The following is a 17,002-nucleotide window of genomic DNA, read 5'->3' on the forward strand; positions in this document are numbered from 1 at the left end:
CGGTTTTATCATGTATAACCAATTACATAAATGGTAATTTAAAGCCCTTTTTCTTTCCTTTGGACATGTTGGTCATTTGCTTCATCATCTTTTTCATTTCATCAAATTGCTTTAAAAGGCGATTGACTTCCTGTACAGATGTTCCGCTTCCTTTTGCAATCCGTTTTCTTCGGCTTGCATTGATGACCTCTGGCTGTTCTTTTTCCTGAGTCGTCATTGATTTAATGATCGCTTCAATGTGATTGAGCTGCTTTTCGTCCACTTGGACGTTTTTGAGCCCTTTCATTTTACCGGCTCCCGGCATCATTTGGATCAGTTCATCAAGAGGACCCATATTTCGAACTTGGCCAAGCTGCTCGAGGAAATCATCGAGCGTGAAGCTCATTGTCCGCATTTTTTGCTCAAGCTCTTTCGCTTTATCTTGGTCGACGTTTGCCTGTGCTTTTTCAATCAGCGTGAGCACATCTCCCATGCCAAGAATTCTTGATGCCATCCGCTCCGGATGGAATGGTTCAATCGCATCAAGCTTTTCTCCTAGTGCAGCGAATTTAATCGGCGTATTGGTAACAGCTCGAATAGAAAGTGCTGCACCGCCTCTTGTATCACCGTCTAGTTTTGTGAGAACGACACCTGTTAAACCAAGCTGTTCATTAAAGCTTTTTGCGACATTGACCGCATCTTGACCTGTCATAGAGTCAACAACTAGGAAAATTTCTTCTGGATTCGCTACTTCTTTTACTTTCTGAAGTTCATCCATTAATTCTTCATCGATATGAAGACGTCCTGCTGTATCTAAAATGACATAATCATGGTGTTCTTCTTTCGCTTTTTCAATTGCCTGTTTTGCAATTTCGACAGGGCTGACTTGGTCACCTAATGAAAACACCGGCATATCAAGCTGTTTCCCAAGCGTTTGAAGCTGCTGGATCGCTGCTGGTCTGTAAATATCAGCAGCCACCATCATCGGCTTGCGATTATGTTTTTTGCGAAGTAAATTGGCAAGCTTCCCAGTTGTGGTTGTTTTACCTGCCCCTTGAAGACCAACCATCATAATGACTGTTGGAGATTTTTTCGCTACAGCGATCTTACTCTCTTCTCCGCCCATTAATTCAGTGAGTTCTTCTTTTACAACTTTAATGACCTGTTGTCCAGGGGTAAGGCTTTTCATGACCTCTTGTCCAACTGCCCGCTCACTTACTTTTTTCACAAAGTCTTTGACTACTTTAAAATTGACGTCAGCTTCAAGAAGGGCAAGGCGTACCTCGCGCATCATTTCTTTTACATCTTGCTCTGACACTTTTCCTTTGCCGCGGATTTTTGAAATCGTCTGCTGCAGTCGGTCGGCTAATCCTTCAAATGCCATACTGTGCCGCCTCCTAATCTAATTTCTCAAGCGATTCAATTAAAGCTTCTGCTTCTTCCGTTTGCGCAGAATCAGCTACAAGCTCTCTCATTTTTTTGAGAAGTTCTTTACGCTCTTTAAATTTCTTAAACAAGAGCAGCTTTTCTTCATATTGTTCAAGCATCGCTTCAGTCCGTTTAATATTATCATAAACAGCCTGCCTTGATACTTCATATTCATCCGCAATTTCACCGAGGGAAAAATCGTCTAGGTAGTAAAGCGACATGTAGCTCTTTTGCTTTGCGGTCAACAACGATTGATAGAAGTCAAACAAGTAATTCATTCTCGTTGTTTTTTCAAGCGTCATGGGCTCTCTCCCCTTTGTTAAGTTCATTCCCTTTACATCAACTAAGTTTACACGGTTCTCTTCTGTGTGTCAAGTTTTTATCTTGTCACTTCATGAAGCTACGTATAAATAAAAATGCCAGCAGTTTTGCCGGCATTTTTTTGTTAGTCTTGTTGATCAATTACGTCTGAGAATAATCCATACACATACGATTCTGCATCAAACTCTTGCAGATCGTCCACCTTTTCACCTAAACCGACAAGCTTTACTGGGATGTTCAGCTCATTTCGAATCGCAAGAACAATTCCGCCTTTTGCAGTACCGTCAAGCTTTGTTAAAGCAATCCCTGTCACATTTGTCGCTTTAGAAAATTCCTTGGCTTGTGCCATGGCGTTTTGACCTGTTGTCGCATCAAGAGCGAGCAATACTTCATGAGGTGCATCTGGAACCTCGCGCTCAATGACTCTCTTGACTTTCTCCAGCTCTTTCATCAAGTTGACTTTGTTTTGAAGTCTTCCTGCTGTATCGCAGATGAGGACATCTGCATTTTTCGCTTTTGCTGATTGAACGGCATCATAGATCACCGCTGCTGGATCAGAGCCTGCTGTTTGTTTGACGACAGGAACACCTGAACGCTCTCCCCAAACTTCAAGCTGCTCGATCGCACCGGCACGGAACGTATCACCTGCTGCTAAAATGACGGATTTCCCTTCATTTTTCAGCTTGTTTGCAAGCTTGCCGATCGTCGTTGTTTTCCCAACACCGTTGACGCCTACAAACAAAATGATATTCAAACGCCCGTCTTCAATGTTCAGCGCAGAGATTTGTTCCTCTCCGCTATTGTAGATGTCAACCAGTTTTTCAGAAATCACCGCTTGTACTTCACTTGGGTCTTGAATGTTTCTTAATTTCACTTCTTTTTTCAGCTCATCAATCAGTTCCATCACAGTTGTGAAACCGACATCAGCACCGATTAGAACCTCTTCCAGCTCTTCAAAAAAGTCTTCATCGACTTTGCGGTAGCGAGAAATCAGTTCATTTACTTTTCCTTGGAAGGAGTTTCTCGTTTTTTCGAGTCCATCTTTAAACTTTTCTGATACTGAATCGGTTTGCTGCGTAAATTTTTCTTTTAATTTCTTAAAAAAGCTCATTGGTTCAAAAACCTCCTTTAATTACTGGACAAGCTCTTTCGTTTCTTCTAGTTTGACAGATACAAGCTTAGAAACACCTGATTCCTGCATGGTCACACCGTAGAGCACATCGGCTTCTTCCATTGTTCCCTTGCGGTGCGTAATGACAATGAACTGTGTTTCCTCGCTGTATTTCTTTAAATATTGCGCAAAACGGAAAACATTTGCTTCATCAAGCGCCGCTTCTACCTCATCTAATACGCAGAATGGAACAGGTCTCACTTTTAAAATAGAGAATAGTAAAGCGATCGCTGTTAAGGCTCTCTCCCCGCCTGAAAGCAGGCTTAAGTTTTGCAGTTTTTTCCCTGGCGGCTGCGCGACAATATCAACGCCAGAGTTGAGCAAATCATTTGGATCTGTCAGCTTAAGATCAGCTCTTCCGCCGCCAAATAATGCTTGGAATACAGATTCAAAGTGCCCGCGAATTTGAGAGAATGTCTCAGAGAAGCGCTTTGTCATCTCTTGATCCATTTCTTCGATGACTTGGAATAATGTATTTTTCGCTTCTGTCAGATCATTTCGCTGCTCTGTTAAGAAGAGATAGCGTTCATTGACACGTTCATACTCGTCAATGCTGCCTAAGTTTACTGTTCCAAGCTCTTCAATCGCTAGTTTGATCAGCTTCACTCGTTTTCTCGCTTCATCTGGCGATAACGTCAACTGATACATCTCTTTTGCTCCTTCAAACGAAAGAGCATATTCATCGTTCAAATAAGCAATCAGGTTATCGAGCTCGACTTCCATACGGCCTAGCTTAATCTCTTCATCTTTTAAGCTTGTAGTGAGCTGCTTGTATAAACGCTTTTGTTCTTTAAGTTCACGTTCAGCGAATTCTAATGTTTCAGAAAGAGCAAGACGCTGCTTACGCCGCTCTGAAATGAGTGCGGTTGTTTTGTTTTTGTTTTCCAGCTTCTCTTTCGCCGCTTCTTCCAGTTGTTCGGCTCCGCTTGAACTAGATGACATTTCACTTGTTAAGAGTGACAGATCTTCTTTTGTTTCCATCAGCGTCTGTTCAGCCTCTTCTAATTCAGCCATTAAGCTCGAAAGCTTTTCTTGTTCATTGGCTAAGGACTGATCTTTTTTGGCAAGCGAGATTTTCAGCTCTGTTAATTCGGCAGAAATGGTTTCTTTCGTTGAGCTTTGCGTCTGCTTACGCTTTGTTAATGTATTGATTTCTTGATCAAGAGCCGTCAATTTTTCACCTATAGAGGCTTCAAGAGCGACCTGCTTTTTGTCCTTATCCGCAAGTTCAGTAGAACGCTGCTGCAATTCTTCTTTTTCTTGATCATAGAGTTCAAGATGAGCATTGATATTTTTTTCTGCGACTTGCAGTTCGTATAGCTTTCCTTTGAGTTCTTGCTGCTTTTCACGAAGCGTTTCGCCGCGCTGGCGCAGTTCGTTTAATTGGCCTTCGTTTGCTCCGATCAATTGCTTCGTTTCTTTTGTTTCTTTTTCAAGGATCGTTGTTTTCTCTTCCATTTCAACGAGCTGCTTTGTTAACGTTTCGATCTCCCGGTTTCTTGAAAGAAGAGAGTTGTTCTTTTTCTTTACGCCGCCACCGGTCATTGAACCGCCGGGGTTTACGACATCTCCATCAAGGGTCACGATACGGTAACGATGTCCTAGCATTTTTGCCAATTCATTGGCGCCTTTTAAGTCTCTAACGATCAGCACAGTTCCAAGTAAATTCTGAATCACCTTTTGATACTTTTCGTCAAAGGAAACGAGGTGACTCGCTACACCGATAAATGCAGCGTGCTGCTCTGCTGTTTGGACATCTCTGAGCTGAATGGTTCTTTCTTTGATGACGTTCATTGGCAGGAAGGTTGCACGTCCAAAGGAATGCTGCTTTAAGTATCCAATCGCTTGTCTCGCAGCAGCTTCATTTTCTGTGACGACGTGCTGCGTGGCTGCACCTAGCGCAATTTCAATCGCTGTCTCATACTGCTGATCCGTTTGAATCAGCTCTGCAATGGCACCGTGAATACCGCCTAACCGTTCTTTTGCCTTTAAAACCTCTTTCACTCCTTGGAAAAAGCCTGAGAAGTCTTCCTGCATGGATTCAAGCATCTCTTTTTTGGATTTTGCCTGCTGTACGTATTGATAGGCTTGGTAAAGAGCCGTTTCTTTTTTCTCGTATTGACGTTTCATTTGCTCAAGCTTTTGTTCTGCTTCTCTAAAACGTTTGACTTGAGCCAGAATGTCATCTTCCAGTGCTGAAAGCTGCTGCTCAGCCTCTGTTTTCTTTTCTTTGACAGACACTCGTTCTTCGATATGTTTTTGGTTATTTTGCGTCAGTCGCTCTAGCTGCATCGCCGCTTGGCGCTGCTGTTCTTCTAGTAATTTACGTTCATTACGGATGGAAGCCTGTTCATTGAGCAGATCAAAATAATCGCTTTTCAGCTGTTCAATTTGACCTTCCACATCTTCGCTATGAAGCGACAGTTGATGCTGCTTTGTGTTCACTTCATCTTTTAGCTGCTGCACTTCTTTTTGCAAGCTGTCCCGCGTAATTTTCTGCTGTTCAATCTTTTCGGTTAACAGTGCCTGCTTTTCAGTTAAGCGAACGAGCGTTTCTTCTAGCTGCCCTTGGTTTGCGGCGGCATTTTTTTTTCGTTCTTTTAGCACTTCTTTTTTTCCTTCAAGCTTTTCTAATTCTTCACTTGTGAAAAGAAGAACTTCTTGCAGGTCATTAATTGATTCATCAAGCGCTTGAATGCGGTCTCTCGATTCTTCAATTTTGGCTTCTTTTGCTTGGATATCTGTAGACTGCTTCATTTCATCTTGTTTGAAGCGCTCGACTGCTTCACCAAGTGTTGTCCATTTTTCATGAAGTGCTTCGATGTCATGGACAGTGAGGGCGATTTCGACATTTTCAAGCTCTTCTTTTTTTTGCAAATAGTCTTTTGCAATAGAGGCTTGCATTCTTAATGGTTCTACTTGATCTTCTAGCTCATGCAGAATATCTTCTACTCGGTTTAAGTTGTCCTGCGTTTCAAACAGTTTATTCTCGGCTTTTTTCTTTCTTGTTTTATATTTCAAAACACCAGCCGCTTCTTCAAAGATGCTTCTTCTCTCTTCTGCCTTACTTGATAGAATTTCTTCTACCTTTCCTTGGCTGATGATTGAAAAAGCTTCTTTTCCAAGACCTGAATCCATGAAAAGATCAATAATATCCTTTAAGCGGACAGATTGATTGTTTATGAGAAATTCACTTTCGCCTGACCGATAAACCCTTCTTGTCACACTGACTTCGTGAAAATCGATCGGTAAAAAGTGGTCTTCGTTATCTAATGTTAAAGTCACTTCAGCTAGATTGACTCTTTTCCTTGAGTCACTGCCTGCAAAAATGATATCTTCCATTTTTCCTCCGCGGAGGCTTTTCGCTGATTGTTCTCCAAGTACCCAGCGGATGGCATCGGTAATATTGCTTTTGCCGCTTCCGTTTGGTCCAACAACAGCTGTGACCCCTTTGACAAAGTCCACGGTCACTCGCTGTGCAAATGATTTGAATCCTATCACGTCTAAACGTTTGAGGAACATGAGAGTGATCCTCCTTATGTATTTAAAGTACTATCATCTTACCATATGAAGTGTAAAAAGATGATGGAAAACAGAGTGAAATCCCCCTGAATAACGAGGGGGATTTTATTGGTTCATATGATGTTTCTGCAATTTAGCAAGTGCTTCCTGTGCAGCGTGCTGTTCTGCTTCTTTTTTAGAGCGTCCATTTCCGATTCCGAGCACTTCACCTCGAAGGGATACATTTGCTTCAAATTCCCGGTTATGTGCAGGCCCTTTTTCATGCAGGATGCGGTATTCAAGCACACCTTTTCCATCGCGCTGCACAAATTCTTGCAGTTGGCTTTTAAAGTCCATGACGTGCGAGAACGCTCCATCATTAATTTTCGGATAAACGTACGCTTCTAGGAACCGTTCAACTGGTTCCAGCCCCTGATCTAAATAAAGTGCACCGATAAACGCCTCGAATACGTCCGCTAAGAGTGCTGGGCGTTTTCTGCCGCCTGTCATTTCTTCGCCTTTTCCTAAGAGAACAAGGTCACCGAAGGACAGCTCATGTGCTAGTGATACAAGTGACGGTTCACATACGATCGCCGCTCTTAGTTTCGTTAAATCTCCCTCGCTCATCGCTGGATATTTTGCAAATAAGAATTGAGAGATGGTCAATTCTAAAACAGCATCTCCTAAAAATTCAAGTCTTTCATTGTCCTCGTATGGCTTTTTCCGGTGTTCATTCACATAAGAGGAATGGGTAAAAGCTTGATATAGAAGCTTTTCATTTTTGAAGTGTACAGAAATGCGCTGCTGGAATTCTCTAAATTGCTCTAGTTTTTTGCTCTGTTTCTGTTTGTCTTTATATTGTTTTGGCATAGCAACCTCCAGGTAGGCGTAATCGCCTTTAAGGATACTGATTATATGGAGTCTCTCTTTCTACATGCAGGGAAACAGTGCTCCCAGCATCTGAAAAAGGCTGACAATTGATCAGCTGAATGTGTTGAAACTAACATAAATTTTCAAAGTCCCGTCAAAAGTAGACGGGACTTTGTTACGCTTATTGCTGGTTATTTATGTAGTTCACAGCGTCACCGACTGTTGCAATTTTTTCAGCATCTTCGTCAGAAATTTCCATATCGAACTCATCTTCAAGTTCCATAACTAGCTCAACTACATCAAGGGAATCAGCGCCTAAATCTTCTTTAAATGAAGCTTCCATTTTCACGTCAGCCTCATCAACGCCAAGGCGGTCTACAATAATTTTTGATACACGCTCTAATACGTCTGCCATTGCCTTTCACCTCCCCTCAAAGTATTATAGTTGAATTGTTTTTAAAAAACTAGAGAAAACCTAATGAAATTTTGATATTTCTTAGGACATGACCATTCCGCCATCTACTTGGATGGTTTGGCCTGTAATATAACCTGCTCCTTCTGAAGCTAAAAAGACAACGACGTTGCTAATATCTTCAGGTGCACCAAAGCGTGCGAGCGGAATTTGCTTGAGCATTTCCGTCTGTACATTTTCATCAAGCTTGTCTGTCATATCTGTTGAAATAAAGCCTGGTGCTACTGCATTAACTGTAATATGACGGGTTGCCAGCTCTTTTGCTGTTGTTTTCGTTAATCCAATGACGCCAGCTTTTGCTGCAACATAGTTTGCTTGTCCAGGGTTTCCACACACACCAACGACTGAAGCCAAATTAATGATTCTTCCGCTTCTTTGCTTCATCATTTGACGTGTCACGGCTTTTGTACAGTTAAAGACACCCTTTAAGTTTATGTTAATGACATCATCCCATTCATTCTCTTTCATTCTCATGAGCAGGTTGTCCTTTGTGATGCCTGCATTATTCACAAGAATGTCAATTGAACCAAAGGTATCAATCGCTTGTTTCATCATAGCTTGTACTTCTTCAGCATTTGAGACATCAGCTTTCACAGCAAATGCCTGCTGGCCGAGTGCTTTGATTTCATCTACGACTTCATTTGCTTTTGCTTCGTTTCCAGAATAGTTCACGACAACATTTGCACCACTTTTCGCTAGATCGATCGCGATGGAACGGCCAATCCCGCGTGATGCTCCTGTTACAACGGCTGTTTTATTTGTAAGCATCAAGAATCCCCCTTGAGTGTTTGAATGGCTGCTTCAACTGTTTCTTGATCTGATACGGAAATCGTCGTCAGGCGGCGATTCACTTTTTTCACAAGACCTGAAAGCACTTTGCCAGGACCAATTTCAATAAATGTTGTGACGCCTAAATCAATAAGGCGTTCCACACTTTCTTCAAAACGAACTGGAGAATACAGTTGTTCAATGAGCTTTGTCTCAATGTCATCACGAGATGTCACGATGTCTGCTGTTACATTTGAGATGACCGGAGTTTTGGCATCCGCAATATCCAGCTTTGACAAAACATCTGTAAATTTTTCAGCGGCTGGTTTCATTAATGCAGAATGGAAAGGTCCACTTACTTCAAGGGCAATTGCACGTTTTGCGCCTTTTTCTTTGGCTTTCTCTGAAGCAAGTTCTACCCCTTTTGCTGTACCAGAGATGACGATTTGACCAGGACAGTTTAAGTTAGCGAGCTCTACAAGGTGACCGCTTTCTGTCACTTCTTTTGTCACTTCGACAAGTGCCGCTTTGTCTAAGCCGAGAATCGCTGCCATGGCGCCTTCTCCTGCTGGAACAGCTTCATTCATTAATTCTCCGCGCTTTCTGACTGCATAAACAGCATCTTTAAACGAAAGTGCACCTGCTGCAACGAGGGCCGTGTATTCGCCAAGACTGTGTCCTGCTGCATAATCGGCTTTGATTCCGCTCTCTTCAAATTTCTTTAAGATGGCGATACTTGTCGTTAAAAGAGCTGGCTGCGCGTTATAAGTGAGCGTCAGTTCTTCTGCATCCCCTTCAAAAATCATAGAAGATAAATCAAACCCGAGGGTATTGTCTGCTTCTTCAAATACAGCTTTAGATACTGCTTCTTGGTCAAATAAATCTTTTCCCATGCCAATTTTTTGAGAGCCTTGGCCAGGGAATAAAAATGCAATTTTAGTCATGCTGCTTTACCTCCATTAAGACTCTTTCGTCGTTTCTTTTTGGACTTCTTGATGAATGATAGCTGAAACGTCTTTTTCTACGATATCACGCGCCTGACGAATTGCATGGAAAATGGCATTTTCATCAGAGGAGCCGTGCGCTTTAATAACAGGTGCCTTTAAACCAAATAAAGCGGCACCGCCATATTCGGAGTAATCCATTTTAGATTTCATCTGCATCAATTTCGGCTTCATCATGCCTGCTGCTATTTTTGCTGTAAAACTAGATGTTAATGTTTCTTTCAGCATTTTAAAGACAGAAAGGGCTGTGCCTTCAATTGTTTTAAGCGCAATATTTCCTGTAAAACCATCTGTGACAACAACGTCAGCAACACCTTCTAATAAGTCACGGGACTCTACATTTCCTACAAAATTCAAGTCTGATGCTTTTAATAATTCAAAGGTTTTTTTCGTTAAATCGTTGCCTTTTTTATCTTCTGTTCCTACATTTAACAGTCCAACACGCGGATTGCTCTTTGGGAAGACACGCTCTGCGTAGATGGATCCCATCATGGCATATTGCACGAGATGCTCTGGTTTTGCATCAACGTTGGCACCAACATCTAGTAATAAGAAGCCGCTGCCATCCAGTGTTGGCAAAGTTGGGGCAAGGGCTGGTCTGTCAATACCGTCAATTCTGCCTACGATAAACAGCCCAGCTGTCATGAGGGCACCGGTATTTCCTGCTGAGATGCAGGCATCGGCTCGTCCCTCGGAGACTTCCTGCGCCATTTTCACCATAGATGAATCCTTTTTACGTCTGACTGCACGCACTGGTTCATCCGTCGGTTCAATGACTTCTTTTGCATCTAAAATCGTGATGCGATCGTTGTTTGTTATGTATGGTTTGATTTTGTTTTCATCGCCGACAAGTGTAATCTCGATATCTGAAAATGCTGTTAAGCTTTTTTGCACACCGTCAATAATGGCTTTAGGGGCATGATCTCCCCCCATTGCATCGACTGCAATTCTCATATTACGTGCCACCTTTTACTTTTGTTTTGAGCGATACATGACGAAGTCACCTGAGAAGACAACTTCCTCACCAACATAGCTGTTTACTTCAACTACGGTTCTTCCTTTTTCTTTATCATGTGAGGCTACTTTGGCTTTAGAGACGACTCTTTCGCCTTGTTTCACCTGCCTTGTAAACCTGATATTCGCTTTTGCTGTCAAAGCCAGTTCATCGTCGATGACGGCAACTGCCAGCGAATTTGCCTGGGCGAAGAGATGATGTCCCCTGGCAATTTGGTTTCGGCTGAATACATGCTCTTTTCTCACTTCTAAAATGGAAATGGCTTGGTCATCAAGTTCTACATCAATCATTTCTCCAATCACTTCATCCAGTGGAAGTGATTTTACTTCATCCTCTAATGTCTTTTCGGCCACATGCTTAATTCTTTCGCGTAATTCAGGGATCGACAGCTCTAAACGATCAAGACGAACCGTTTGTATGCTGACACCGAATTTACTTGCCAATTCTTCATCAGTAATGAATGGAGTCGAGCTGATCGTTTGCTGGAGGAGCTTTTGACGTTCTTTTTTATTTAGTTTCATATGCAGACACCATCCGTACATTTATGACTAGGTACTAATAGTAGTATATAATCTCATAGATGATAAATCAATCCTTGTTTCAAAAAGACAAGAAAATTCCTCCAGCGTTTAATCAGCTTAATTTATCTCCTCCCAGCACACCGCTGTCTATCAGCGTTTGCCGGAGTTCTTTGTATTCGGGATCAGTCCAAAAGACGTCCGATTGGACAAGGTCTGCCGCATCTTTTCTAGCCGTTTCCAGTGCTCTATAGTCGTGAACCATATCTGCTACCTTAAATTCGGGCATCCCGCTTTGTTTTTTACCGAAGAAGTCGCCGGGTCCTCTTAGTTCTAAGTCCTTTTCAGACAGCTCAAAGCCATCGGTTGTTTCGGACATGATCCGCATCCGCTCTTTTCCCGTTTCTGACTTTGGATCAGCCATTAAAATACAAAATGATTGATGCTCTCCTCGGCCGACCCGGCCTCTTAGCTGATGAAGCTGAGACAATCCGAAGCGGTCTGCATCATAAATAACCATGATGGTTGCATTCGGCACGTTGACCCCGACTTCAACGACTGTGGTTGAAACGAGAATTTGCACTTCATTTGCGGTAAAGGCTCTCATGACCTGATCTTTTTCATCACTTGCCAGTTTCCCATGCATTAAACCGATTGACCATTTGCCGCGGTATGCTTCAGTCAGCATGCTATGGACATCAAGCGCATTTTGGACATCAAGCTTGTCTGATTCTTCAATGAGCGGACAAATAATATATGCCTGTCTGCCTTTTCTCAGCTCTTTATCCACAAAAGCAAGAATTCTCTCAAGCATGTCATGCTTCACCCAATACGTTTCGATTTGTTTTCTGCCAGCTGGCAATTCATCAATGACGGATACGTCCATTTCTCCAAAGACAGTAATCGCAAGTGTTCGCGGAATAGGTGTGGCAGTCATAAACAAGACATCCGGGTCCTGCCCTTTACTTCGCAGTTTTTTCCGCTGCTCTACGCCAAACCGGTGCTGCTCATCTGTGATGACAAGACCGAGCTGCTGAAATTCGACTTCGTCTTGGATGAGTGCGTGGGTACCGACTAAAATGTCAATCTCACCTTCTTTTAGACGTTCCAGCAATTCTCTGCGGCGCTTTCCTTTCACAGAGCTTGTCAAAAGGGCGATATTCAGTCCCCATTTTTCAAACAGCTGGTAAAGCGAATCCGCATGCTGTTCTGCCAAAATTTCTGTTGGGACCATTAATGCACCTTGAAAACCTGATAAATGAGCGGCATAAAGCGCAATGGCTGCAACAGCTGTTTTCCCTGAACCTACATCTCCTTGGAGAAGCCGGTTCATTCGATATGGAGACGCCATGTCTGACATGATTTCATCAAGCACTCTTGATTGTGCCTTTGTCAGTGGAAATGGCAGACTGTGAACAAACTCAAAAACAGCTTCTTTGGAAAACGGATGCTGGATGCCTGATGTTCTCTCTCGTTCTTTCTTTCTAATCGCCTGCATCTTCAGCTGAAAGATGAGAAATTCCTCGTACACAAAACGTCGTCTTGCTTGCTTGAGCGAGTCTCTTGTCTCTGGGAGATGAATGGTTTTTAACGCTTCCTGATAGGACATGAGCTTATAAGCAGAGACAAGCTGCTTTGGCAATGGATCTTCAGCTTTGTCTGCATAAAGTGACAAAGCTTGTTTCACAAAGCGTCTCATCATTTTCACGGTCACATTTTCTTTTACTGAATAAACGGGTTCTATACTGCCATCTTGCTCGTGCGTCCCTTTTTTAAATTCCTGTACCATGATAGATTGGCGGTTTTTATCCCATTTTCCTGTGACAGAAACTGTATCACCTAACACAAGGCTTCGTTTTAAATATGGACGATTGAAACAAATCGCTGTAATGAGAAAACGCCCGACAAGCAGCCTGAATGTCAGCCTGCTTCGTTTTTTTCCATAATAGGTGAGAACGGGCTCACTATGTACTTTCCCTTCTACTGTGACACGTTCGTCATGCCTTACTTCTTCTAAGTTACGAAGCTCATAGTCGTCATATCGATAAGGAAAGTAGCCGAGTAAATCGGCTACTGTGTAGATTCCAAGTTCATTGAGTGTTTTTTCGGTTTCCTCTCCAATCCCCTTCAGGACAGAGACATTATCTTGCAGTTTCTGTATCACGAGATGAGGTCACACCTCCGAAAATCTTCTTTTCAAGCTCTCTTGCTGTCGGTGTCGCAGCGAGTCCGCCTTGGGCTGTTTCACGAAGAGCTGTTGGCATCGTTTGACCGATTTTGTACATCGCATCAATGACTTCATCACAAGGAATGCGGCTAGTGATGCCGGCAAGTGCCATGTCTGCTGCGATCATAGCGTTAGATGCACCCATTGCATTTCGTTTCACGCACGGCACTTCTACAAGTCCTGCTACTGGATCGCAAACAAGTCCAAGCATATTTTTGAGTGTAATCGCCATCGCTTCTGCAGATTGCTGCGGTGTACCGCCTGCCATTTCGACAATTGCTGCTGCTGCCATACCTGATGCAGAACCTACCTCTGCCTGACAGCCGCCTGCTGCACCAGAAATGCTGGCGTTATTCGCCACAACAAAACCAAATGCACCAGAAGTAAACAGGAATCTGACCATTTGTTCCTTTGTTGGCTTTAATGTTTCTTTTACTGCAAATAACGTACCTGGTACAACACCTGCTGAGCCTGCTGTAGGCGTTGCACAAATGGTTCCCATTGCAGCATTGACTTCATTTGTTGCAACAGCCTTACTAACAGCATCTAATATCGTATGACCAGACAGCGTTTTGCCTGATGCGATATAGGCTTGAAGTTTGACTGCATCTCCACCTGTTAACCCTGATAATGATTTCACACCCTTCAGCCCGTTTTCAACAGCCTGCTCCATCACTTCTAGGTTGCGGTACATCTGGGAGAAAATTTCTTCACGTGACTTCCCTGTCACTTCCATTTCTTGCACAATCATAATTTCTGAAATGGAGGTATTCCGTTCTTCTGTTAGCTGCACGAGTTCTTTGACGTTTTTAAACATCATTCATAACCTCCTTGTTGTTACTCTGCAATTTGTGTGACTTGAATAATGTTTGGCAGTGTTTCAAGCTCTGATAGGACCGCTGGGTCAATATTTTGATCTACTTCAATCGTCATCAGTGCCTCTTGCCCGACATCTTTACGTGCCACTTCCATATGACCGATGTTGATGGCGAATTTCGCTAAGACATTGGCAACTGCCGCAATCGTCCCGTAGCGATCGTTATGAACCACAAGAATGGCAGGATGATTCCCTGAAAGCCTGAGCTCAAAGCCATTTAATTCTGTGATTTCAATTTTACCTCCGCCGATGGAAATGCCAATTAATTCAAGGCTTCCGTTCGCATCTGAAATCTCTACTTTTGCTGTATTTGGATGCGCCGGCACTGCCTCTTCTTCTTTAAATTCAATATCGATCTCTTTGCTTTTAGCAATATCGATCGCTGTTTTGATTCGTTCATCAAATGTATCAAAATCAAGAACACCGCCGATAATGGCGACATCTGTACCGTGTCCTTTATACGTATCTTTAAAGGAACCATAAAATGAAACGACAATTCGTTTCGGCTCTCTTCCAAATAAGCTGCGAGCTACTCTCCCGATACGAGCCGCACCCGCTGTGTGCGAACTTGATGGCCCAATCATGACAGGTCCAATAATATCAAACACACTTCTAAATTTCATAGGTCTTCCCCTCTCATAACCACTCACGAATGGTTTGGTTCTTTCTTTAGACTAATGGATTCATTCGTTTCCCGCAACTCATTTCACCGTGGAATGGCTAGTAAAAAATTGCAAAAGAAGAAGAAGGGCTTTATTTGCCCTTCTTTCGTTATTCAACCGCCAAAATATATGAATAAAGCGGCTGTTTTCCATCGTGGACTTCAACTTCTACATCTTCAAATGTTTCTTCAATAAAGGCTTGTAACGCATCCAGCTCATCAGTTGATGCATCTTCCCCTTTAATGATGGTGACAATCTCATCATCTTCTGTCACCATTTTGGCGAGAAGTTCTTTTGCTGCATCTAATTGATTTTTCGATGTTAAGGTGATTTTCCCGTTGAACAGACCCATATAGTCACCTTTCGCAATGTCGATTCCATCAATTTGAGTATCTCTCACTGCAAAGGTAATTTGCCCGCTTTTCACATGGTCAATCGCTTCTAGCATCGCTCTTTCGTTATCTTCATTTGAAGCTGCTTCATTGAGAGAAAGAAGTGCCGACATTCCTTGAGGAACAGTCTTCGTCGGAATGACAACGACCTCACGGTTTGAGACAGTTGCCGCCTGTTTAGCTGCCATGACAATATTAGAATTATTAGGTAAGATAAAGACGGTTTCGGCATGTACGCTTTCTATTGCTGTGACAATGTCTTCTGTGCTCGGATTCATCGTCTGCCCGCCTTCAATGACGACGGAAGCTCCGATGCTTTTGAACAAGTCAGCAATTCCTTCTCCCATTGCGACACTTACGACGCCAAAGCGCTGTTTTTCAGCAGCAGGTGCTTTTGGTGCAGCAGGTGCATGTTCTCTTTCTTCGTTTACGATTGAGCTATGCTGCTCTCTCATGTTTTCAATTTTCATATTAATCAAGCTGCCGTAGCGCTGTGCATATGATAAAACATCTCCCGGCTGCTCTGCATGAATATGAACTTTCGCAAGTGTATCGTCAGACACCACAAGAAGTGAATCTCCGAATTCACTTAAATCTTCTCTGAAGGCATTCTCATCAAAGGACTGTTTGTCTTCTTCAAATTTCACCATAAATTCAGTACAGTAGCCAAATTCGATATCTTCTGTGTTCATATGGCTTTGCGCACTTTTATGATGCTCTGCACTGACAAGTTCTTTTAGCGTCGGTAAAGAAGCAGCTCTAGGAGGAAGCTCTTCTCCTCTTAATGAAGCAAGGAAACCTTCATATACGCATAGAAGTCCTTTACCTCCACTATCGACAACACCCACTTCTTTTAAGACAGGAAGCAGATCTGGCGTTCGATCAAGTGATGCTCTTGCTTCCTCAATCGTCAACTCTAGAACGCGGTCAATTTGATCTTCTGCCGCTGAAACAGCAACCGCTTTCTTTGCTGCATCCTTTGCAACCGTTAAGATGGTTCCTTCAATCGGTTTCATCACGGCTTTATATGCTGTATCAACACCCGCCTGTAAGGCAAGAGCAAATTCTTTTGCATCAATCGTTTCTTTTTGTTCAATATGTTTACTGAAACCTCTAAAGAGCTGTGACAGGATCACGCCTGAGTTTCCTCTTGCGCCCATCAATAACCCTTTCGAGAGAGCCACGCCGACCTTCCCAATATGATCGGTATTTGTTTCTTCAACTGCTTTTGCCCCTGAAGTCATCGACAAATTCATATTTGTCCCCGTGTCTCCGTCTGGCACTGGAAAAACATTTAACGCATCCACAATTTGTGCGTTTTGAGAAAGATGGTGAGCACCTGCAAGAATCATTTTTGCAAATGAGCGGCCATCAAGATTTCTAATAGACAATATATTTCCTCCTTACTACGGGTTCGTAACTTTTACTCCTTGTACATAAATGTTGACCGAGTCAACAGAAAGTCCAATTGTGTGATGAATCGTGTATTTGACTTTCGTTTGAACATTATGTGCGACTTCTGATATTTTTGTACCGTAGCTGACGATGATGTACATATCAATATGAATGCGGTCTTCTTTTTGACGCACAAGAACACCCCGGCTGAAGTTCTCTTTGCGGAGAATATCCGTCAAACCGTCCTTGATTTGATTTTTGGACGCCATGCCAACAATACCATAGCAATCGATCGCAGCGCCTCCTGCCACCATTGCAATGACTTCATTTGATATATCAATTTGTCCGTATTTCGTTCTAAGTTCAATGGACACATTGGTTCCCCCTTTTTGAGAAATTGCC

15 protein-coding genes are annotated in these 17,002 nt (G+C 42.8%); all 15 read right to left on the reverse strand.

All coding sequences use genetic code 11. The features are described 5' to 3' along the window. Positions 1 to 22: 22 nt before the first annotated feature. On the reverse strand, positions 23 to 1,363 hold the full coding sequence (ffh, locus tag QSJ46_RS10710) for a signal recognition particle protein (RefSeq protein WP_024426967.1): 1,341 nt from the start codon (positions 1,361 to 1,363) through the stop codon (positions 23 to 25). A gap of 13 nt (positions 1,364 to 1,376) precedes the next feature. Beyond that, a complete protein-coding gene (locus QSJ46_RS10715; protein ID WP_012009935.1) occupies positions 1,377 to 1,709 on the reverse strand; it encodes a putative DNA-binding protein in 333 nt (110 codons plus the stop codon). Positions 1,710 to 1,852: 143 nt separating this feature from the next. Next, on the reverse strand, positions 1,853 to 2,839 hold the full coding sequence (ftsY, locus tag QSJ46_RS10720) for a signal recognition particle-docking protein FtsY (RefSeq protein WP_024424194.1): 987 nt from the start codon (positions 2,837 to 2,839) through the stop codon (positions 1,853 to 1,855). Positions 2,840 to 2,860: 21 nt separating this feature from the next. Beyond that, complete coding sequence (smc, locus tag QSJ46_RS10725; protein WP_285604705.1) at positions 2,861 to 6,421, reverse strand: chromosome segregation protein SMC; 3,561 nt, start codon at positions 6,419 to 6,421, stop codon at positions 2,861 to 2,863. A 105-nt stretch (positions 6,422 to 6,526) separates the two neighbouring features. Next, a complete protein-coding gene (gene rnc, locus QSJ46_RS10730; RefSeq protein WP_008344850.1) occupies positions 6,527 to 7,270 on the reverse strand; it encodes a ribonuclease III in 744 nt (247 codons plus the stop codon). A 181-nt stretch (positions 7,271 to 7,451) separates the two neighbouring features. Then, positions 7,452 to 7,685 (reverse strand): acyl carrier protein, encoded by a 234-nt coding sequence (gene acpP, locus QSJ46_RS10735; protein ID WP_008344853.1) that lies wholly within the window; start codon positions 7,683 to 7,685, stop codon positions 7,452 to 7,454. 81 nt (positions 7,686 to 7,766) lie between these two features. After that, entirely contained in the window at positions 7,767 to 8,510 is a 744-nt protein-coding gene (gene fabG / locus QSJ46_RS10740) for a 3-oxoacyl-[acyl-carrier-protein] reductase (RefSeq protein WP_024424196.1), read from the reverse strand. Then, a complete protein-coding gene (gene fabD, locus QSJ46_RS10745) occupies positions 8,510 to 9,454 on the reverse strand; it encodes an ACP S-malonyltransferase (protein ID WP_107163649.1) in 945 nt (314 codons plus the stop codon). Before fabD ends, fabG begins: the two co-directional genes overlap by 1 nt. 15 nt (positions 9,455 to 9,469) lie before the next feature. Continuing rightward, positions 9,470 to 10,468, reverse strand: coding sequence for a phosphate acyltransferase PlsX (plsX, locus tag QSJ46_RS10750; protein ID WP_024426965.1), 999 nt, complete (start codon positions 10,466 to 10,468; stop codon positions 9,470 to 9,472). A 15-nt stretch (positions 10,469 to 10,483) separates the two neighbouring features. Further along, positions 10,484 to 11,050, reverse strand: a complete 567-nt coding sequence (gene fapR, locus QSJ46_RS10755; protein WP_024424199.1) for a transcription factor FapR — start codon at positions 11,048 to 11,050, stop codon at positions 10,484 to 10,486. A gap of 112 nt (positions 11,051 to 11,162) precedes the next feature. After that, positions 11,163 to 13,211: an ATP-dependent DNA helicase RecG gene (recG, locus tag QSJ46_RS10760; RefSeq protein WP_041084874.1), complete on the reverse strand. Its 2,049-nt coding sequence runs from the start codon at positions 13,209 to 13,211 to the stop codon at positions 11,163 to 11,165. Continuing rightward, entirely contained in the window at positions 13,189 to 14,091 is a 903-nt protein-coding gene (gene sdaAA / locus QSJ46_RS10765) for an L-serine ammonia-lyase, iron-sulfur-dependent, subunit alpha (protein WP_024424200.1), read from the reverse strand. Before sdaAA ends, recG begins: the two co-directional genes overlap by 23 nt. Before the next feature lie 20 nt (positions 14,092 to 14,111). Beyond that, positions 14,112 to 14,774 carry an L-serine ammonia-lyase, iron-sulfur-dependent subunit beta gene (sdaAB, locus tag QSJ46_RS10770; RefSeq protein ID WP_024424201.1) on the reverse strand — a complete coding sequence of 221 codons (663 nt, stop codon included), beginning with the start codon at positions 14,772 to 14,774 and terminating at the stop codon, positions 14,112 to 14,114. 148 nt (positions 14,775 to 14,922) lie between these two features. Beyond that, positions 14,923 to 16,596 carry a DAK2 domain-containing protein gene (locus QSJ46_RS10775; protein WP_107163647.1) on the reverse strand — a complete coding sequence of 558 codons (1,674 nt, stop codon included), beginning with the start codon at positions 16,594 to 16,596 and terminating at the stop codon, positions 14,923 to 14,925. Positions 16,597 to 16,611: 15 nt separating this feature from the next. Next, positions 16,612 to 16,974, reverse strand: a complete 363-nt coding sequence (locus tag QSJ46_RS10780; protein ID WP_008344871.1) for an Asp23/Gls24 family envelope stress response protein — start codon at positions 16,972 to 16,974, stop codon at positions 16,612 to 16,614. Positions 16,975 to 17,002 lie beyond the last annotated feature (28 nt).

This window comes from Bacillus sp. YKCMOAS1, assembly GCF_030268125.1.
GTDB classification, from domain to species: domain Bacteria; phylum Bacillota; class Bacilli; order Bacillales; family Bacillaceae; genus Bacillus; species Bacillus safensis.